Raw genomic sequence first — 15783 nt, forward strand, 5'->3', positions numbered from 1 at the left:
GATTACTCCTAGCAGTCACAAGACATGTACCGAAATAGTCTACTCAGCGCGTTCGCCTGCTGGAGCCAAAAAAAGGTGCGTTACATCTCTCTTGGTTCAGAGCTAAGTGAAAAGGGTGTCACTCTGCTCAGGAGGCACTAGCCCAAGGTGTTGCCACGCAAGAGCCGTCGCCGCCCTCCCGCGAGGCGTGCGCACAAGGAATCCCTCGCGTACAAGGTAGGGTTCGGCAACAGTTTCCACGGTTTCCGGTTCCTCGCCCACGGAAACGGCAAGGGTGGTGAGCCCAACCGGCCCTCCCCCGAAACGGTGGCATATGGCCTCGAGAACCGAGCGATCTAGCCGATCAAGGCCACGCTTATCCACTTCGAATACGTCCAGTGCCGCACGCGCGGCCGCCAGATCAAGCTTTCCATCGCCGCGCACCTGAGCCCAATCCTGAACGCGGCGCAAGAGACGGTTGGCGATGCGTGGGGTTCCTCGAGATCGCGAGGCGATCTCATTGGCCGCGTCCTGGCTGAGGTCCGCATCCAACTTGATGGCGTTACGCTCCACAATCGTGGACAGTTCACTATCTTCGTAGTATTCGAGGTGACCGGTAAACCCGAAACGATCGCGCAACGGAGCTGGCAACAGCCCGGCTCTGGTGGTTGCTCCCACCACGGTAAAGGGCGGCAACGGCAGCGGAATTGATGTGGCACCTGGACCCTTGCCCACCATGACATCCACCCGGAAATCTTCCATCGCAAGATAGAGCATTTCCTCGGCTGTGCGCGCCAAACGATGGATCTCATCGATGAACAGAACATCGCCCTCCTGAAGAGAGGAGAGCACGGCGGCCAGATCGCCCGAGTGTTGAATCGCGGGCCCCGAGGTCAGGCGCAATGCACCACCCACCTCGCTCGCGATGATCATGGCCAGCGTGGTTTTTCCGAGCCCTGGCGGCCCGGACAACAGGACGTGATCGGGTACCTTCCCGCGCCCTATTGCTGCTTCAAGTACGAGCGATAGCTGCTCTCGAACAACTAGCTGACCAACGAAATCTTCAAGGTGACGTGGGCGAAGTGCGGCTTCCGCCGCCCGCTCGGTATCCCCGGCATCTGGCATGACCAGATCATATGAATCGGACATTGCTACCTCGCTCCCAGAATCTGCAGGCTAGCGCGCAGCAGGGCGGCAACACCCGCATCGGGCTGGGCCGAAGCGGCGCTTTCGTAGGCGCTGCGTGCATCGCGCTCAAGCCACCCGAGGCCAATGAGCGCTTCCACAACATCTGACTCACCGGAGCTTGGCGCTGGACCTGTGGGAGCCGCACCAGTGGCCGGCCCCAGCTTGTTGCCCAGCTCAAGAAGGAGGCGCTGGGCACCCTTCTTCCCGATCCCTGAGACTCGTTGGAGGGCAGCCGCATCCTCATTAGCCACCGCGGATCGCAACGCATCGGGTGTGTGAACGCCCAGCACGGCCAGTGCCAAGCGCGGACCAACGCCGGAAACGCCTTGCAAAATATCGAAGGTCTCGCGTTCGTCCTCTTCTGCGAAGCCGAACAGCGTCAGAGAATCCTCGCGCACTACCAGAGAGGTGAACAGCATCGCGGAGCTACCTTCGCGCAACTGGGACAGCGTGGAAGGCGTTGCCGAGACGGCAAGGCCCACGCCGCCCACATCGATCACTGCTTGGCTAGTGCCCACACGTAGGACCGTGCCATGAAGCGATGCAATCATTCCCCCACCTTTCGAACAACAGTTTGCAGTTTAGCCTACTGGTCCGACTTTTCGTTTGGTGCCACGGCCCCGTGTCGGCGCGACATCCGCTCTGCCCCCGCCCACATCTTCTGAGCCGGTGTGAGATCGTAACCGGTGTTCCGCGGTAAGAGGCCCGCTCCCCCGTGCTGCGTGCGGTCCGGTTCGGCATCCAGCGAATGCATTCCACCGCGCCATGCCTGCGTGATGGCAATAGCTAGCGCGTCCGCTGCGTCCGCTGGACGTGGCAGCTCTTCTAGCCTGAGGATCCGCTGGACCATCAACTGGACCTGCTTCTTTTCGGCGCGCCCGTTGCCCGAAACCGCCGCCTTGACCTCGGGCGGCGTGTGCAATTCGACTGGCAAATTGGCCCGTGCTGCAGCCAACATGACGATGCCCACAACCTGAGCCACACCGGTGACTGAACGAACGTTGTCCTTGGCAAACACGCGCTCGATCGCCACAACATCCGGCTTGAATTGTTCGAGCACCACATCCAGCTCATCGGCAATCATGAGGAGCCTCTTGTGGGGGGCGAGTTCCGCGGGTGAGCGCGCAACTCTCACATCAACCAAGCTGACTCGGCGCGCACCGAGAGAATCGATGGTTCCCAGCCCGCAGCGAGTCAGTCCGGGATCTACGCCGAGGATTCGCAATTACTCTTCCGCTTCCAGCTCTTCCATGACAGCGTCCGGGATGTCCACGTTCGAGTACACGTTCTGGACATCGTCACAATCATCCAGCGCGTCGATCACCTTGAGGACCTTAGCGGCCTTCTCCTTGTCAACTTCCGCCTTCATCGATGGCACGAACTCAACTTCGGCTGAGTTGTAATCGATGCCGGCATCTTGAAGCGCGGTACGCACGGCCACCACATCGTTGGGTTCTGATTCGATGACGAACACATCGCCCTCATCCTGCACTTCTTCTGCTCCGGCATCCAGAACTGCCAGAAGAACGTCATCTTCTTCCAGACCGTCTACCTTGGACACCTCAACAACCCCGCGGCGCGAGAACAGGTAGGAAACTGATCCTGGATCTGCTAGCTGGCCGCCATTACGTGTGAGCGCAACGCGTACTTCGGAAGCGGCGCGATTGCGGTTGTCCGTCAAGCATTCGATCAGCACGGCTACGCCACCTGCGGCATACCCCTCGTACTGGATGTTCTCGTAGCTGACCCCATCGTCGCCTTCGCCAGATCCGCGCTTGAGGGCGCGATCAATATTATCGGCTGGAACGGAGTTCTTCTTGGCCTTCTGCACCGCATCGTACAGAGTTGGGTTACCCGCTGGGTCAGCACCACCAGTACGGGCCGCAACCTCGATATTCTTGATAAGGCGCGCGAACAGCTTGCCACGCTTGGCATCGATCGCTGCCTTCTTGTGCTTGGTCGTTGCCCACTTAGAGTGTCCTGACACAGGTTTCTCCTTGATTCTTCACGAATAGTCCGCCTCACATCATACCGCTCCTGCAGGCATAGATCACTCTTGGGCTTTTACGCCCGGCTATTCCTCCCGAAGCTCAGGGCACGATCCGTCCCATCCCGGCTGCAGATTCTCGATCAAACTGGCGATGCCACGAGGATAGAAGGTTTGGCCCGCGTTCTCTGCCACGCGGATATCTTCTGGGCTCCACCACCTGAACTCATCAAGAACATCACGCTCAAGGGCCGTCAAGTGTTGATCGCGGCCCACACCTTCGCGTTCCTCATCGTTCACCGTTGCGAGATAGAACACCTCATCTTGGCGCCGTGTTTCCAACGCGAAGTAGAACGTGGCATGGCGCTTGAGGACTGGGCCCTGGAGCCTGTCCGGGGTGAGCATGAGGCCCGTTTCCTCAAAAAGCTCCCGGCACGCTCCCTGCTCCGGCGCCTCGCCCACGCCGATGCCACCGCCCACGGTAAACCACCACTGATGATGGGGATCGCCCACGTCATGGCCGCGCACCAGAAGGCAGCGCCCCTGCGGATCAAGAACAAGAACACGCGCGGCATCGCGGTGCAGGATGCCATCTGGCCCCGGTGCCCATTCGGCGTTGACTTCCGCCTGCTGCTGAGCCGTGAGACCGTTGCCGGAAGATTGGCGTTTAGTAGCCATATGTACCTGCAGGTTGGACAGCAAAGCCTGTTAAGACCTCTCGCAGCTGGCGCAATAGCTCAAGCCGCCGCGCTTCTTCGACGCGCACCTCAGGGCGATTGACTGTGCCGCGGTGCAACACCCGGACACGAGTATTGGCCAGATCAAGGAGTTCCTCTTGGAACCTGCGCATGGCCCGAATGCCATCATTGGGATTGCCGCCGCTGCGCCCAACGCGTTCTCCGGCCCATCGGACGGCAGCCTCGCGGTTGGCAACGGATTGGATCATCGCCATTTCATTGCCGGTAATCCACCCCGCCTGCGCGTATTCGGCCAGTGCGTCCAGTACTCGCCGGCGTTCGCGCACTCGCAGGTAGCAGATGAGGATCACTGCAGCGGCGTAAACCGGAAGCTGGTAGGCCAAGCGCTGCGCACTTCCCATATCTTGGATCGCAGAGAAGTTGTGGAGCCCGTGAAGAATCACCGCACCGGCGTACCCGATGGAGAACATTGGTATCACGCTGAACCAGCTGCGTGCTTGGCTGGCGAAGCCCACTCCGGCACCTGTGAGCGCAGTGGACAGCGGATGAACAAACGGGTTTTCGATGGCGCGGGCCTGGAACACAGTGCCCAGCTGATCGTAAAATTCGCCAAAGTAAAAGATGTTCTCAGTGAAGGCGAAACCTAGCCCGATGAGCATCCCGTAAACGATTCCGTCAACGGCGCCGTTGAAGTAGCGAGAGAACACAAAGAAGATGAGCAAAACACCGATGCCCTTGAAGGCTTCTTCAACCAGTGGAGCGCCCACCACTACGGGCAGCGCCGCCTGTTGGTACGTGTCCAGTTCAATGCGCCCGTCAATAATCTCCTGAAAGCGCTGATTTCCCAGAATGGACTGGAGGGTGGATACACCGGCACCCCACGCGAAAGCCACGACGTACAACCATCGTGGCTCTGGTTCCCACTGATCGATCCATCGGATGAGCACCAAGAGGAGCACAACTGGCACAAGCGCGAGCAGCCCCAGCACGAAGGTCACGCTTGCGCCTTGGAAACTGATGAGCGGTAGGGTGTACAGGAAGCCAGCAATGGCGATGGCGATGATGGATACAACGGAAACGTAGAATCCGATCCCGTGCCTCTCGGGTTCCTGAAAACGCGGGGCGGGTGCGTTCATCGTTCGTCATCCATATCTACTGTTTCCGGCATGGGCGCCGTGCCAGCAAGGTGGAACACTTTGGCAAGGGTAGTTCCCCGTACGCGGCGGACCTGACCCACATGAATGTTGTGAAAGCTTCGAGTCAGGACAACATCCAGCCGTGCCTTTGTCAGGTACTCAGCCAGCCGCCTCTGATCCTCCGTGTACGTATCCGCCTCCGTCTGGTCCACCGTGAGCCGCAAGGTGCGCGAGAGGTTCGATTCAAGATCGCGTCTGTCAGGGACGGCTTGCTCACCGTAAGCCACCGTGTCCATCGTTTCCAAGCCGTCCTCCACGATCGGGTTCATACCGGCCCTCAAGCACGAATCCGCACTATCGGCCAGCAGAATGGCTCCGGCAATATCAAGGGCTCCCGAGGCAGCGAAATCGTGCGCGTACTGCGCACGCGCCGTCAGAGCCAACTCCAACGATCGCCGTGATTTCACCACGTTGCGGTTGAGGTTATCGATGCGGCGCGCTCGTAGCGTGACCATCACACCGATACCAAGAAGGAGAAGACAAACAAGCAAAGTCCACCACGGCCATGTCATTGATCCACCTCCATGTTGGCGGTCCGATAGGCCGTCTCATACACGGCATACACCTGTGACGCCACGGTCTCCCAATCGTAACGATGGGCTTCCTCGTGTGCCGCAGCCACAACCTGTGCTCGGCGCTGCGGGTCAGCCAATGCGGCAATAACGGTTTCTGCGAGCGAACCGTCGTCGTCGTTCGAAAAATGCCCACCAAACTCGCCGTTGGACAACACGGCCCTGAACGCCGGAATATCTGAACTCACCACGAAACTACCGGCGCTCATCGCTTCCACGAGGATAATGCCAAACGATTCGCCGCCAGTGTTCGGGGCCAGGTAAATATCCACGCTGGAGAGCAACGCCTCCTTATCGGCCTCGCTCACCCCGCCAAGAAACTCCACGGAATCTGCGGCAGCGCCAAACATCTTGCGCGCGGCCTTGACATCCCCGCGCCCAGCCACGATGAGCCGGGTGCCGGGGTGTTCACTCAGGATCTTTTCGTAGGCTCTGGCCACAACTGGCAGGCCTTTTCGTGGTTCATCAAGCCTGCCCAGGAATCCAAGAGTTGGTGCCTCCCGGGTGCCGGTGAAGCGTTCATCCACGGGGGCCGCCTCGAAGGTCTTGGTGTACACGCCGTTGGGAATCACGTAGGCATCCCCACCCAAGTACTGAACCGCCGTTCGCCGCGCCTCTTGAGAAACGGCGATCCGCGACTGAATCTTGTCAAGAACAGGGCGCAGCGCCGGTGCGGCGATTCCCATGGCGATGGAGCGATCCATGGCGGTGTGGAAGGTGGATACAACGGGACATTCGGCGCTCATGAGCGCGAGCATCGCCACGGAAGGGATAAACGGTTCGTGCACGTGAATCACATCGAATTCGCCATCGCGAATCCATCGCCGTACGCTCGCGTTGACCCGTGGGCCGAACGAAAGGCGCGCCACCGAACCGTTATATCGGATCGGGATGGCGGCACCGGTGGAGGTGAAGTAATCGGGCAACTCCGCCGTATCCTCGGCGGGCGTGATGACCCGGACGTCATGGCCCCGGCGTATGAGTTCCTCCGCCAGATCGCGGATATGGAACTGCACTCCACCGGGAACGTCCCATGAATATGGGCAGGCGATACCGATCTTCATTCCTCAGCCCTCCTGCGCCGCCCTGGCGCGCGCAGCGGCCAGCCGCTCGGGATCCAAATCGTCAACAAAAACCTTCTGAAGCATGTGCCAATCCTCCAGATGAGCGATCAAAAGCGGCTCAAGGACGCTCATCCATTCCTGACTCATTCGGGCAAGATCCTCACGCCGCTCCTCCGCCGAAGATTCCGGCGTGGTGGCGGCGTAAATACCATCGGCGATCGTGATCTGGACGCCCCACGCCGATCCCGCCTTCTTGCGGCGCTCCCCGCGGAGGCGCTCATAGTGGACGAAGGTGGGGTAGATCGTGACGCCGGTGCGCTGCGCCAGAAGCGCGGGGCCCGCGGCAACCCGCATCGTGTGGCCAGCCAGCTGTACTTCAATACCCGTGGAACTCAGATCCCTGTCCGCCAGCACAGGCGTGAACACGGGAGCCTCCTCCATATCGCGGGCGAGGCTGTGGAGCGCCCCACCGCCCTTGATGAGCGGGTAGATCGTCATGCCCAGCCCCTCGCGGAACCTCAAGAAGCCCTCGTACAGTTCGGGCGGTTCGAGCTTTTCCGCGATCGTATGAACCTCGGCCATCGCCATGTTGGACCATGCCCCCGCAAGATCCCAGTTGCCCGAATGCGTCAGGGCACCCGTCACGGAGCGGCCCTGCGCTATTTCCGTGCGAATCTTGTCAGTTCCCACTTCGCTCAGGCGCGCGAGGATCTGCTCCTTGCTGAGCGATTTCATCCGCAACGCCTCGTAGTAGTAGCGCATGTACGAACGCATGGCGCGCTCCGAGAGGGCAAGAGCCTGCAGCCGGTTCATCCCGGGACGCAGCCGCGCCTGATTCTTGCGAAGCTGGCGCACCCCGGCCATCGGCGAGAGGCCCGATACGGTCCCCACCACGTTGAAGAGGCCCCGGCCCACCGATTCGGGCAGGTGATCCACGGCGCCCTGAGCCAGAGCAAAGAGTTTGAGAGCGTCCACGTCACTCCTTGGGAAGATCGTTGGAATGATCGTTGGCCTGCTTGTACACGTACATCATGCGCTGAACCACCGTGATGACGGCACCGATGAACAGGAGCCACATGGCAACCGCCATGATCCAATCGCCCCACTCCATGCCCACAAACCATGCGGCAACCAGAGAGATGACAAGGCGATCGGCACGTTCGGCCAAGCCCACGCTCGCGTTCATTCCCAGCCCTTCGGCGCGTGCCCGAGCGTAGGGTACAACGGCCCCAAAAACGAGGGCCCCTAGCGTGCCAATGAGAATCGCGGCCTGATAGCTCGGATCTGCCCACAGGTAGGCCCACACAAGAATGCCGGAGAAGATCGCCCCATCGGACACCCTGTCCAACGTGGAATCGAGGAACGCCCCCCATTTGGACGCGGTTCCCGTGATTCGGGCGATTTGTCCATCCAAGTTATCAAAGATCACGAGGACGCCAACGGTCCAAGCTCCCGCAGTGAGGTGATCGAACGGAAACAGCGTGAGCGCGGCGATGACGCCGGCGAGTGTGCCAACGATCGTCACCGCATCTGCGGATATATGCGCCTTCACGCACAAACGAGCGATCGGCCCGAATAGGACCTGTGATAGCGGGCGGCCGGTACGGCTCAGCATGCAGTCTCTCTTCCATAGGTCCCGCGTGGTTGCGGGATGCCACGCTATAGTCTAACCACGCCGGGTGGGCCCGCGCGGATTAGCGGCGCCACGTCACAGCGATACGCCGGGAGAACGAATCCCACTGCCCGATGCCCGATCCCGCCCACGCCACTTCGGCCACCGCCGCCAGCCGCGGAAGCAGCATGTAGGTCAGTTGATCGAACGTCTCGATAGTTTCTGTGAAGATGCACGCCTCCACGCCATGAATTGCGCCGGGTTCCACGCCCGCAACGAGGTCCTTCGGGTCCCATTCGAGTGCCTCGCGCACGCTGGTTGTGCCCGCCCATGTGAGGCCGATCGGATCATCGGGCGTGTATTTCATATCGAGGTAGGCGCGCGTTGCTGGGGACGCGATGATGCCAACACCCCGTGCGGCCGCCTCCGCCACCTCCGCGAAGTCCTGCCGTTCATCCCACACCTGCACGTACTCCCCCGCCTCCAGCACGGGCGCCGCCTCTTGCCACGCGATGACGGGGTGGCCCTGTTTGCGCACGTGGTGGGCCGCCCGCGCCACCAACCGTGTGAACTCATCGGGCGGGGTGAGGAGGCATTCATCGCCCCCGATGTGAATGCCTGCCGCGCCATATCGTCCTAAACCCTCGAATACCGCCGCGAGAAACCGTTCAGTTTCGGGCAGTGCCTCCGTGAGCGTAGAAATTCCCACCTCGATGCCTTCGTATACATCCGGGGTATTGCGTGGGTTGAGGCCGGGCAGCGCGTGGAGGGCGGCCGTTGTGTGGCCGGGAACATCCACCTCGGGGATCAGGGCGATTCCGCGATCTTCAGCCGCGCGTGCCAATTCGTCCATCTGGGCGCGCGTGAGATAGCCGCCTGGGCCACCGCCAACGCTGGTGTGAGAGGAGCGTTCCGTCAGCTCGGGCAGGCCCGGTATTTCGATCCGCCATCCCTGATCATCGCTCAGGTGCAGATGGAGGCGGTTGAGCCCCACATCCGCCATGATGTCCATGACGCGTATCAGTTCGTCAGGCCCGAAGAAGTGCCGGGCGATATCCACATTCAGCCCGCGCCACTCGTACGCTGGGCGATCGGCAATTCGCAGGTCAGGGACGGTTTCGCGCGCGGTGAGCTGGCGCAGGGTGCGGCGCGCTGCTGCCAGCCCCGGCTCCGATTCGGCACTGATCGTGGGGCGGCCTTCTGTAATCTCTAGACGATAGGCTTCGGCCCGTTGCCAGTTCGGGGTGTCCGCCGGTAGTTCGTCCAGCCGCGTTTTGTGGACGACGACGGGGCGTTCCGCCCACGGATGCTCACAGCCCGTGATCTCGATGTGCCACGGGCGCGGGATCAGGCTCAGATCAATCCAGGCCTGTTCGTTGCTCTCCATGACGTCCCCTTCTTCGGCCGCAACTTCTCTCAAACTTCACTGTAATCGATGACACATTAATTGTAAGTATGCTTTACTAACATACATGGGAGTTCAGCATCTGAGAAGTACCGGGACATCGAGGCCGCGCCAGACGCGTGCCCACAATCGATCCCTCGTGCTTCAACACCTGTTCCAGTCCGGCCCAGAATCCCGTGCCGAGCTGGCGCGTTCTACCGGCCTGACTCGTGTGACAACATCGGCGCTGGTGGATTCCCTTCTCGAGGAGGGCCTAGTGAGCGAACTTGGCAGCGAAGAACGGACGGGCAAAGTAGGTAAGCGGGGCACCCTCGTTGGCCTCTCAGAGGATCGATGGTGCATCCCCGCCGTCAACCTGACCAATGACGGCTCCATCTCTGGTGCGATCCTCACGCTGTCAGGACAGATCAGCCACCGTTTGCAGGAGAAGCGGGCGCTCCCGCCCGGCCCTGAGGGGATCGAGGCCCTCACGGATTTTTGCCGCATTCTCGTTTCTCACGCGACTGCCCAGATTCTCGGACTGGGCATCTCCTCCCCCGGCGTCATCAGCGGCGCCGGGTTCATCGAGCAGGCCCCAAATCTGGGATGGGACGAGGTTCCGCTCGCGGACGTGCTGAGCGAGCGTCTTGGAGTGGAAACCCATGTGGCCAACGATGCCAACTGCTTGGCGCTCGCCGAATACTCCTTCGGCGGGGCGCAGGGCGAGGAGCTTCTCAGCATCGTGGTGGGGCAGGGATTAGGAGCCGGCGTAGTCACGGGAGGAACACTGCTTCAAGGTGCGGAGAATGCCGCTGGGGAAATCGGGCACGTCACCGTCATGGATGAACGGGACCTTCCCGATTCCCCTCTCGGAGCGGCCCGAATGTGTGCCTGTGGGCGCGCTGGTTGCCTCGAAACACTCTTGAGTGAGTCTGCTCTGCGGGGGGCCACGGCCGGGCTGGACGGGCCAGACCGCTCCCGGATTCTTGGCACGATCGGCGCGCGATTGGGCAGCGTGCTCGCCCCGGTGGTGGCCACGTTGAATGTTTCGGACATCGTGGCCTCAGGCCCGGAAGAACTTCTTGACGGGCCGCTACTTGAGGCGTGCGCGCAGGAGATTCGAAAGCGCACCCTTCCGCGCTCCCATCGCGGGCTGCGAGTCCACTTATCAACACTCGGATCGGACGGCGGCCTTCGGGGCGCGGCCGTCCTCGTACTCTCCGGAAGGCTTGGCATTGCATAGGACCTTCCACCACCAACACTCGCTCAGTCATTGAGCATCGCATACGCGAAAGGACAATCCCATGAAGTACAAGAAGATCGCAGCAATGGTAGCTGCGGCATCGATGCTGGGGCTCTCGGCCTGCAGCTCGGACGATTCAGGAACAACAGACGAAGGCACCGGGAACGGGGGCACCGCCACCGGAGATATCACTCTGTGGCTGGCCGGAAGCGACACTCCTCAGGAGCTGCGGGACTATCTGGTCACGACATTCGAGGATGAGAACCCCGGATCAACGCTGACGATCGAAGAGCAAGCGTGGGGAGATCTCATCACCAAGCTCACCACGGCGCTACCGGATGAACAGAACACTCCGGACGTTGTGGAAATCGGCAACACTCAGGCTCCAACCTTCACGACCGTCGGAGCGTTCCGCGACCTCAGCCCCATCTATGAAGAGCTTGGTGGGGAGGATCTGCTCCAATCATTCGTTGATGTAGGCACGGTGGAGGGAGCGCAATACGCGCTGCCGTATTACTTTGGTTCGCGCTACGTGTTCTATCGTGCGGACATCTGGGACGCTGCGGGCGTAGAGGTTCCCACAACGCTCGCCGATTTCAACGAGGCTGCCAAGGAGCTAACCGAAGGAAATCAGTCCGGTTTCGCCATGGGCGGTCAGGATTGGCGCAACGGCATTTCGTGGGTATTCGCAAACGGTGGCGAGCTCGCCACCGTTGACGGGGCAGAATGGACGTCAACACTGTCCGATCCCGCCACGATCGAGGGCCTAGAAATGTGGCAGGACCTCGTGATGAACGCCTCCAACCTCCCCACAACTGAACGGGATGTGGCCTACTGGGACTTCATCAATGATGGAACAGACGGCGCCGCCCCAGAAGCAACCTCCATGATGGCCCCCGGCTGGGCCCGCTGGTCCATTGGAGACATCACCACGAATGATGACGGCGAAGAAGTTCGCGATGGCATGGCCGATGAATCAACGTATGACATCTTCGCTCTGCCGGGAGTTGATGGCGGCGTAGCACCCGTATTCGCCGGTGGCTCCAACATTGCGATCTCCGCAAAGTCCCAGAACCCCGAGCTTTCGGAGAACCTCCTGAAGATCATCTTCTCGCAGGAGTACCAGACGATGCTCGGTGAAAACGGGCTGGGACCGGCCAACTCGCAGTATGTTGATTCGCTTGGTGACGATAAGTTCGCCACCACCATGATCGAAACCGCAGAATCCTCCAAGCTCACGCCGGCAGCTCCGGGCTGGGCAGCAATTGAGGGCGCCTTCGTGTACGAAGAACTCTTCCAGAAGATCGCCGATGGCGGTGACGTCACTGCTCTGGCAGAGGAATACGATGCCAAGCTAACCCCCATGCTCAACGGAAACTAACCACTCATAACCCGTGTGGCGGGGCGGCGCGCCCTGCCCCGCCACCGAATGGACCCCGCCATGTCAGATTCCACTACGCTGCCGCGTCCCACAGCCCCGCCCCGCCGCACGAGGCGCAACCGGGCGCCATTCCTTCTCCTTCTCGGCTCACTGCTGATCCTGATCGCAGGGCTGGGATACCCCGTCATCTGGCAGATCTTCACGTCCTTCCAGCACTTTGGCCTTGAGCAACAGTTCGGCGCTCCCCCAACGTTCGCGGGATTAGAAAACTACGCTCGCATTTTCACTGATGACAGGTTGTGGAGCGTGGTGGCGCGATCCCTCGCCTTCTGTTTCATCAACGCCTTTGCCACCGTATTCATCGGGCTCATGATTGCACTCCTTATGCGAGCCGTTCATGGCGGGGCTCGGATTGTTATCCAGATTGCTTTGCTTCTGGCGTGGGCCATGCCAATGGTTGCTGCCGTCACCGTGTTCCGTTGGCTATTCGATTACCGCACAGGAATCGTTAACTGGGTCCTGACCTCACTAGGACTCACTGGCTTTGAACGATACGCATGGCTGTCCCACCCGATGACCTTCTATTTCGTGGCCAGCCTGATCATCATCTGGATGTCGGTTCCGTTCGTCGCTCTCTCACTGTTTGCCGGGCTGACCCAGATATCCACGGAAGTCACTGAGGCGGCCGCGATTGACGGGGCTTCCAGATCACAGCAGCTTCGCTATATCCTCCTGCCGATGGTGCGCCCTGTGCTGTCCATCGTCCTCTTGCTACAGCTCATTTGGGACTTGCGAGTGTTCGCTCAGATCCGCCTCTTGCAGGATGCCGGGGCACCAGTGGCTGAAACTAACCTGCTGGGCAACTTCATCTACGAATTGGGTATGGGGAGCCACGATTTTGCCGGAGCCTCGGCCGTTTCCCTCTTCGTTTTGGCGCTCACGCTCCTCATCAGCTGGCCCTATGTGCGTACCCTTCTCAAGGAGGATGACCAATGAGCGCCATGACACTCGCCCGCCGGCGCCGTTTTCGCCCCGGCAAGATCGCTCTTGACGTGATGGGAATCGTCGTCGCCCTCATATGGGCGTTCCCCGTGTACTGGATGGTTCTGTCGGCACTCACCCCGAACGCGCGCCTCCGTCAGGTCCCACCCACCTTCCTTCCCACGAATACCACGTTGGTGAACTTCAAACGGGCAATTACCGATCCCGGCTTCCTGCCCGCACTCCGGATGAGCCTGATGATCACCCTGCTCACCGTGGCGGTAGTGCTCATCTTCGCGTTCCTCGCGGCGCTGGCCATCAGCCGTTTTCGCTTCCGTGGCCGCAAATCCTTCATCCTCGCGATTCTCATGATCCAGATGCTGCCCGCGGAAGGGCTGTTCATCGCCCAATACAAGATGCTTTCCACTCTAGGCGAGAGCGCTCCGGTGATCGGGCTCAACTCTGTTCTAGGCGTGACCATCTTGTACTCCGCCGCCGTCATTCCGTTTACGATGTGGATGCTGCGCGGGTTTGTCGCGGGCGTGCCGATTGAACTGGAGGAGGCGGCCATGGTGGATGGATTGTCACGAACCAAGGCGTTCCTGCGCATCACGTTCCCGTTGCTTGCGCCCGGGCTCGTGGCATCGGGCGTGTACGCCTTCCTCCAAGCGTGGAACGAATTCACCGTGGCACTCGTGGCGCTGCCGGCGGGCTCTGCTCACACCCTCCCGCTCTGGCTACGCGAATTTCTCAATGCTTCCGCCAACCGTGGGCTCGACTGGGCGCAGGTTATGGCGGCGTCCACCATCATCGCCGTGCCCGTGGTGATTTTCTTCCTGCTCGTTCAGGGGCGGATGACCTCCGGCCTTGTTTCTGGGGCGGTGAAGGGATGAATCTGGACCTCACCAACATGCTGGGGCCGAGCGAGGCACGCATTGGGATTGACGTTGGCGGAACCAAGACTCAGGCGGTGGCATTCGGACCGTCCGGGGAAATCGGCGTTGCCCACAGGCCAACGGACACAGCCGGGATTGCAGGTATCACCGCCACCGTTTCCTCTCTTGTGGATGAGCTCCGATTACTACCTGAGGCGGACTCCCACACCATCAGCGCCATCGGGATCGGCATTCCCGGAATTGTGGATACGGCGGCGGGCACGGTGTCCCACGGCGTCAACATCGGGCTAGCCGAATCGGACGTGCCACTGGCGGCCACCATTTCGCGAGCCACTGGTGTGCCCGTCAGTCTTGCCAATGACGTGACCGCCGCAACCATTGGCGCTGCGCGCTACTTGGGTTCGAGCGATGACGTTGCACTCATCTCGCTAGGAACGGGGCTCGCCAGCGGATTGATTCTGGACGGAATCCCTCGCACCGGCAAACTCGGTAGTGCCGGGGAAATCGGGCACATCCCCTACATTCCCGACGGGCTGCCATGCCCGTGCGGGCAGCGCGGGTGCCTCGAACTCTACGCATCCGGGCACGCGCTCACTCGGGCCTGGCCACAGGGAGGCAAGCACCCCGCCACTCATCTCATGGCGGCCGCGCGCACGGGTGATGCCGATGCGCGATCCGTACTCGACTCCTGGATTCACGCTGTTGCCCACGCCGTCACACTCCTCGGCCTCACGCTGGATGTGCAGGAAATCCTCATCGCGGGTGGAATCACCGAAGTTGGCGCACCGCTCCTTGAAGAGCTTCGGGGCCAGCTCAGGCGAAGCGCCGAACATTCACAGTTCCTCCGGCAGATGGGGCTGGACTCGCGCGTGCGGCTCGTGCCACGGGGCGCTCACGTGGCCGCTTTGGGTGCGTGCCTCACCACTTTTTAGTCGCCGAGCACGGCCCGTTTTCGCTCGGTCCATTTTACTTTGCCGACGACGGCGGAGCCTTCCCCACAAGGCGGATTCTTGCAATCGGGTTTCTCTTGGACGGGTGGTGCTCGTCTAGTGGCGTCATCTGGTGGCGCCTGACCGGGTGGTACGTCACGGCGCCGCACTAGAAACCTCGTTGGCACGGATCAGGTAACACTGGCGCCAATGCATGTCCCTTCAGCATGACTGGACCGCCACGGCACGACTGGACCCCACAGCCGAACTGCCACAAACTAGTCTGTTCGAACTCTTGTTTGGGGAACGTTCGTTCGATAGAATATGGGTAGGTTGGACAGGGTGGCTCTCACTGGTTACCTCGTTCACTGACTTGATCCAATTGACAACAGCGTTCTATCCCTCGTTTACAGGGCGTGGATTCTCTTTCGGCTCACAGGAGGTTGGCTTATGAGTATCACACTCGATACACGCGCCAGTGCCTCCGTCAGTGATGTGCCCTCTATCGGCTTCGCACCTGAAACTGCTCTGGGATCTGAGGGTTCCTGTTCCCCTGACAGCATCTATATACCCACCGAGGCTGATCTGTCGTTTGATGAGCTTGTCTTGAATGCTGAAGCGATGGAACGCCTCGGCCTTGAACCTGACAGTTTCCCCACGGATATCCCCGGCT

At 60.8% G+C, this 15783-nt stretch carries 17 protein-coding genes; 6 read left to right on the forward strand and 11 right to left on the reverse strand.

The window, feature by feature from the left end:
• Positions 1–102: 102 nt before the first annotated feature.
• The 11 genes from ruvB to ACTHV6_RS09085 form a co-directional block, all read right to left on the reverse strand.
• Complete coding sequence (gene ruvB / locus ACTHV6_RS09035) at positions 103–1128, reverse strand: Holliday junction branch migration DNA helicase RuvB (protein WP_441387055.1); 1026 nt, start codon at positions 1126–1128, stop codon at positions 103–105.
• A gap of 2 nt (positions 1129–1130) precedes the next feature.
• On the reverse strand, positions 1131–1718 hold the full coding sequence (gene ruvA / locus ACTHV6_RS09040; protein WP_441387057.1) for a Holliday junction branch migration protein RuvA: 588 nt from the start codon (positions 1716–1718) through the stop codon (positions 1131–1133).
• 35 nt (positions 1719–1753) lie between these two features.
• Complete coding sequence (gene ruvC, locus ACTHV6_RS09045; RefSeq protein ID WP_441387059.1) at positions 1754–2392, reverse strand: crossover junction endodeoxyribonuclease RuvC; 639 nt, start codon at positions 2390–2392, stop codon at positions 1754–1756.
• On the reverse strand, positions 2393–3154 hold the full coding sequence (locus ACTHV6_RS09050; protein ID WP_441387061.1) for a YebC/PmpR family DNA-binding transcriptional regulator: 762 nt from the start codon (positions 3152–3154) through the stop codon (positions 2393–2395).
• Between the two features lie 87 nt (positions 3155–3241).
• Positions 3242–3832, reverse strand: coding sequence for an NUDIX hydrolase (locus tag ACTHV6_RS09055; RefSeq protein ID WP_441387063.1), 591 nt, complete (start codon positions 3830–3832; stop codon positions 3242–3244).
• The gene (locus ACTHV6_RS09060; protein WP_441387064.1) at positions 3822–4988 is read right to left on the reverse strand and encodes a PrsW family intramembrane metalloprotease; all 1167 of its coding nucleotides are present in this window, start codon (positions 4986–4988) and stop codon (positions 3822–3824) included. The genes ACTHV6_RS09055 and ACTHV6_RS09060 overlap by 11 nt, the downstream gene beginning before the upstream one ends.
• Positions 4985–5503 carry a hypothetical protein gene (locus ACTHV6_RS09065; RefSeq protein ID WP_441387066.1) on the reverse strand — a complete coding sequence of 173 codons (519 nt, stop codon included), beginning with the start codon at positions 5501–5503 and terminating at the stop codon, positions 4985–4987. The genes ACTHV6_RS09060 and ACTHV6_RS09065 overlap by 4 nt, the downstream gene beginning before the upstream one ends.
• A gap of 53 nt (positions 5504–5556) precedes the next feature.
• On the reverse strand, positions 5557–6684 hold the full coding sequence (locus ACTHV6_RS09070) for a glycosyltransferase family 4 protein (protein WP_441387068.1): 1128 nt from the start codon (positions 6682–6684) through the stop codon (positions 5557–5559).
• 3 nt (positions 6685–6687) lie between these two features.
• Positions 6688–7659, reverse strand: a complete 972-nt coding sequence (locus tag ACTHV6_RS09075; protein ID WP_441387070.1) for a phosphatidylinositol mannoside acyltransferase — start codon at positions 7657–7659, stop codon at positions 6688–6690.
• A gap of 1 nt (position 7660) precedes the next feature.
• Positions 7661–8299 (reverse strand): phosphatidylinositol phosphate synthase, encoded by a 639-nt coding sequence (gene pgsA, locus ACTHV6_RS09080; RefSeq protein ID WP_441387072.1) that lies wholly within the window; start codon positions 8297–8299, stop codon positions 7661–7663.
• Positions 8300–8378: 79 nt separating this feature from the next.
• Positions 8379–9683 carry a family 20 glycosylhydrolase gene (locus tag ACTHV6_RS09085; RefSeq protein ID WP_441387074.1) on the reverse strand — a complete coding sequence of 435 codons (1305 nt, stop codon included), beginning with the start codon at positions 9681–9683 and terminating at the stop codon, positions 8379–8381.
• 157 nt (positions 9684–9840) lie between these two features.
• On the opposite strand from ACTHV6_RS09085, the gene ACTHV6_RS09090 reads away from it, so the two are divergent.
• The 6 genes from ACTHV6_RS09090 to ACTHV6_RS09115 all read left to right on the forward strand — a co-directional run.
• Positions 9841–10923 (forward strand): ROK family protein, encoded by a 1083-nt coding sequence (locus ACTHV6_RS09090; protein ID WP_441387076.1) that lies wholly within the window; start codon positions 9841–9843, stop codon positions 10921–10923.
• 61 nt (positions 10924–10984) lie between these two features.
• Complete coding sequence (locus tag ACTHV6_RS09095) at positions 10985–12304, forward strand: extracellular solute-binding protein (RefSeq protein ID WP_441387077.1); 1320 nt, start codon at positions 10985–10987, stop codon at positions 12302–12304.
• Positions 12305–12364: 60 nt separating this feature from the next.
• Positions 12365–13300 carry a carbohydrate ABC transporter permease gene (locus ACTHV6_RS09100; protein WP_441387078.1) on the forward strand — a complete coding sequence of 312 codons (936 nt, stop codon included), beginning with the start codon at positions 12365–12367 and terminating at the stop codon, positions 13298–13300.
• Positions 13297–14178 carry a carbohydrate ABC transporter permease gene (locus tag ACTHV6_RS09105; RefSeq protein WP_441387080.1) on the forward strand — a complete coding sequence of 294 codons (882 nt, stop codon included), beginning with the start codon at positions 13297–13299 and terminating at the stop codon, positions 14176–14178. The genes ACTHV6_RS09100 and ACTHV6_RS09105 overlap by 4 nt, the downstream gene beginning before the upstream one ends.
• Positions 14175–15113: an ROK family protein gene (locus ACTHV6_RS09110; RefSeq protein ID WP_441387082.1), complete on the forward strand. Its 939-nt coding sequence runs from the start codon at positions 14175–14177 to the stop codon at positions 15111–15113. Before ACTHV6_RS09105 ends, ACTHV6_RS09110 begins: the two co-directional genes overlap by 4 nt.
• Before the next feature lie 447 nt (positions 15114–15560).
• Positions 15561–15783, forward strand: a 223-nt coding sequence (locus tag ACTHV6_RS09115; RefSeq protein WP_441387084.1) for a hypothetical protein, incomplete at its 3' end; no start/stop codon positions are given.

Source organism: Ancrocorticia sp., from assembly GCF_052089425.1.
GTDB lineage: Bacteria > Actinomycetota > Actinomycetes > Actinomycetales > Actinomycetaceae > Ancrocorticia.

What these genes read in the sequence shown, in the direction of transcription:
- ACTHV6_RS09060 (WP_441387064.1), bottom strand. Translation starts at nt 4,988, where the DNA reads ATGAACGCACCCGCCCCGCGTTTTCAGGAACCCGAGAGGCACGGGATC.
- ACTHV6_RS09105 (WP_441387080.1), top strand. Translation starts at nt 13,297, where the DNA reads ATGAGCGCCATGACACTCGCCCGCCGGCGCCGTTTTCGCCCCGGCAAG.
- ACTHV6_RS09055 (WP_441387063.1), bottom strand. Translation starts at nt 3,832, where the DNA reads ATGGCTACTAAACGCCAATCTTCCGGCAACGGTCTCACGGCTCAGCAG.
- ACTHV6_RS09065 (WP_441387066.1), bottom strand. Translation starts at nt 5,503, where the DNA reads ATGGTCACGCTACGAGCGCGCCGCATCGATAACCTCAACCGCAACGTG.
- ruvA (WP_441387057.1), bottom strand. Translation starts at nt 1,718, where the DNA reads ATGATTGCATCGCTTCATGGCACGGTCCTACGTGTGGGCACTAGCCAA.
- ruvB (WP_441387055.1), bottom strand. Translation starts at nt 1,128, where the DNA reads ATGTCCGATTCATATGATCTGGTCATGCCAGATGCCGGGGATACCGAG.
- pgsA (WP_441387072.1), bottom strand. Translation starts at nt 8,299, where the DNA reads ATGCTGAGCCGTACCGGCCGCCCGCTATCACAGGTCCTATTCGGGCCG.
- ACTHV6_RS09100 (WP_441387078.1), top strand. Translation starts at nt 12,365, where the DNA reads ATGTCAGATTCCACTACGCTGCCGCGTCCCACAGCCCCGCCCCGCCGC.
- ACTHV6_RS09085 (WP_441387074.1), bottom strand. Translation starts at nt 9,683, where the DNA reads ATGGAGAGCAACGAACAGGCCTGGATTGATCTGAGCCTGATCCCGCGC.
- ACTHV6_RS09110 (WP_441387082.1), top strand. Translation starts at nt 14,175, where the DNA reads ATGAATCTGGACCTCACCAACATGCTGGGGCCGAGCGAGGCACGCATT.
- ACTHV6_RS09095 (WP_441387077.1), top strand. Translation starts at nt 10,985, where the DNA reads ATGAAGTACAAGAAGATCGCAGCAATGGTAGCTGCGGCATCGATGCTG.
- ACTHV6_RS09070 (WP_441387068.1), bottom strand. Translation starts at nt 6,684, where the DNA reads ATGAAGATCGGTATCGCCTGCCCATATTCATGGGACGTTCCCGGTGGA.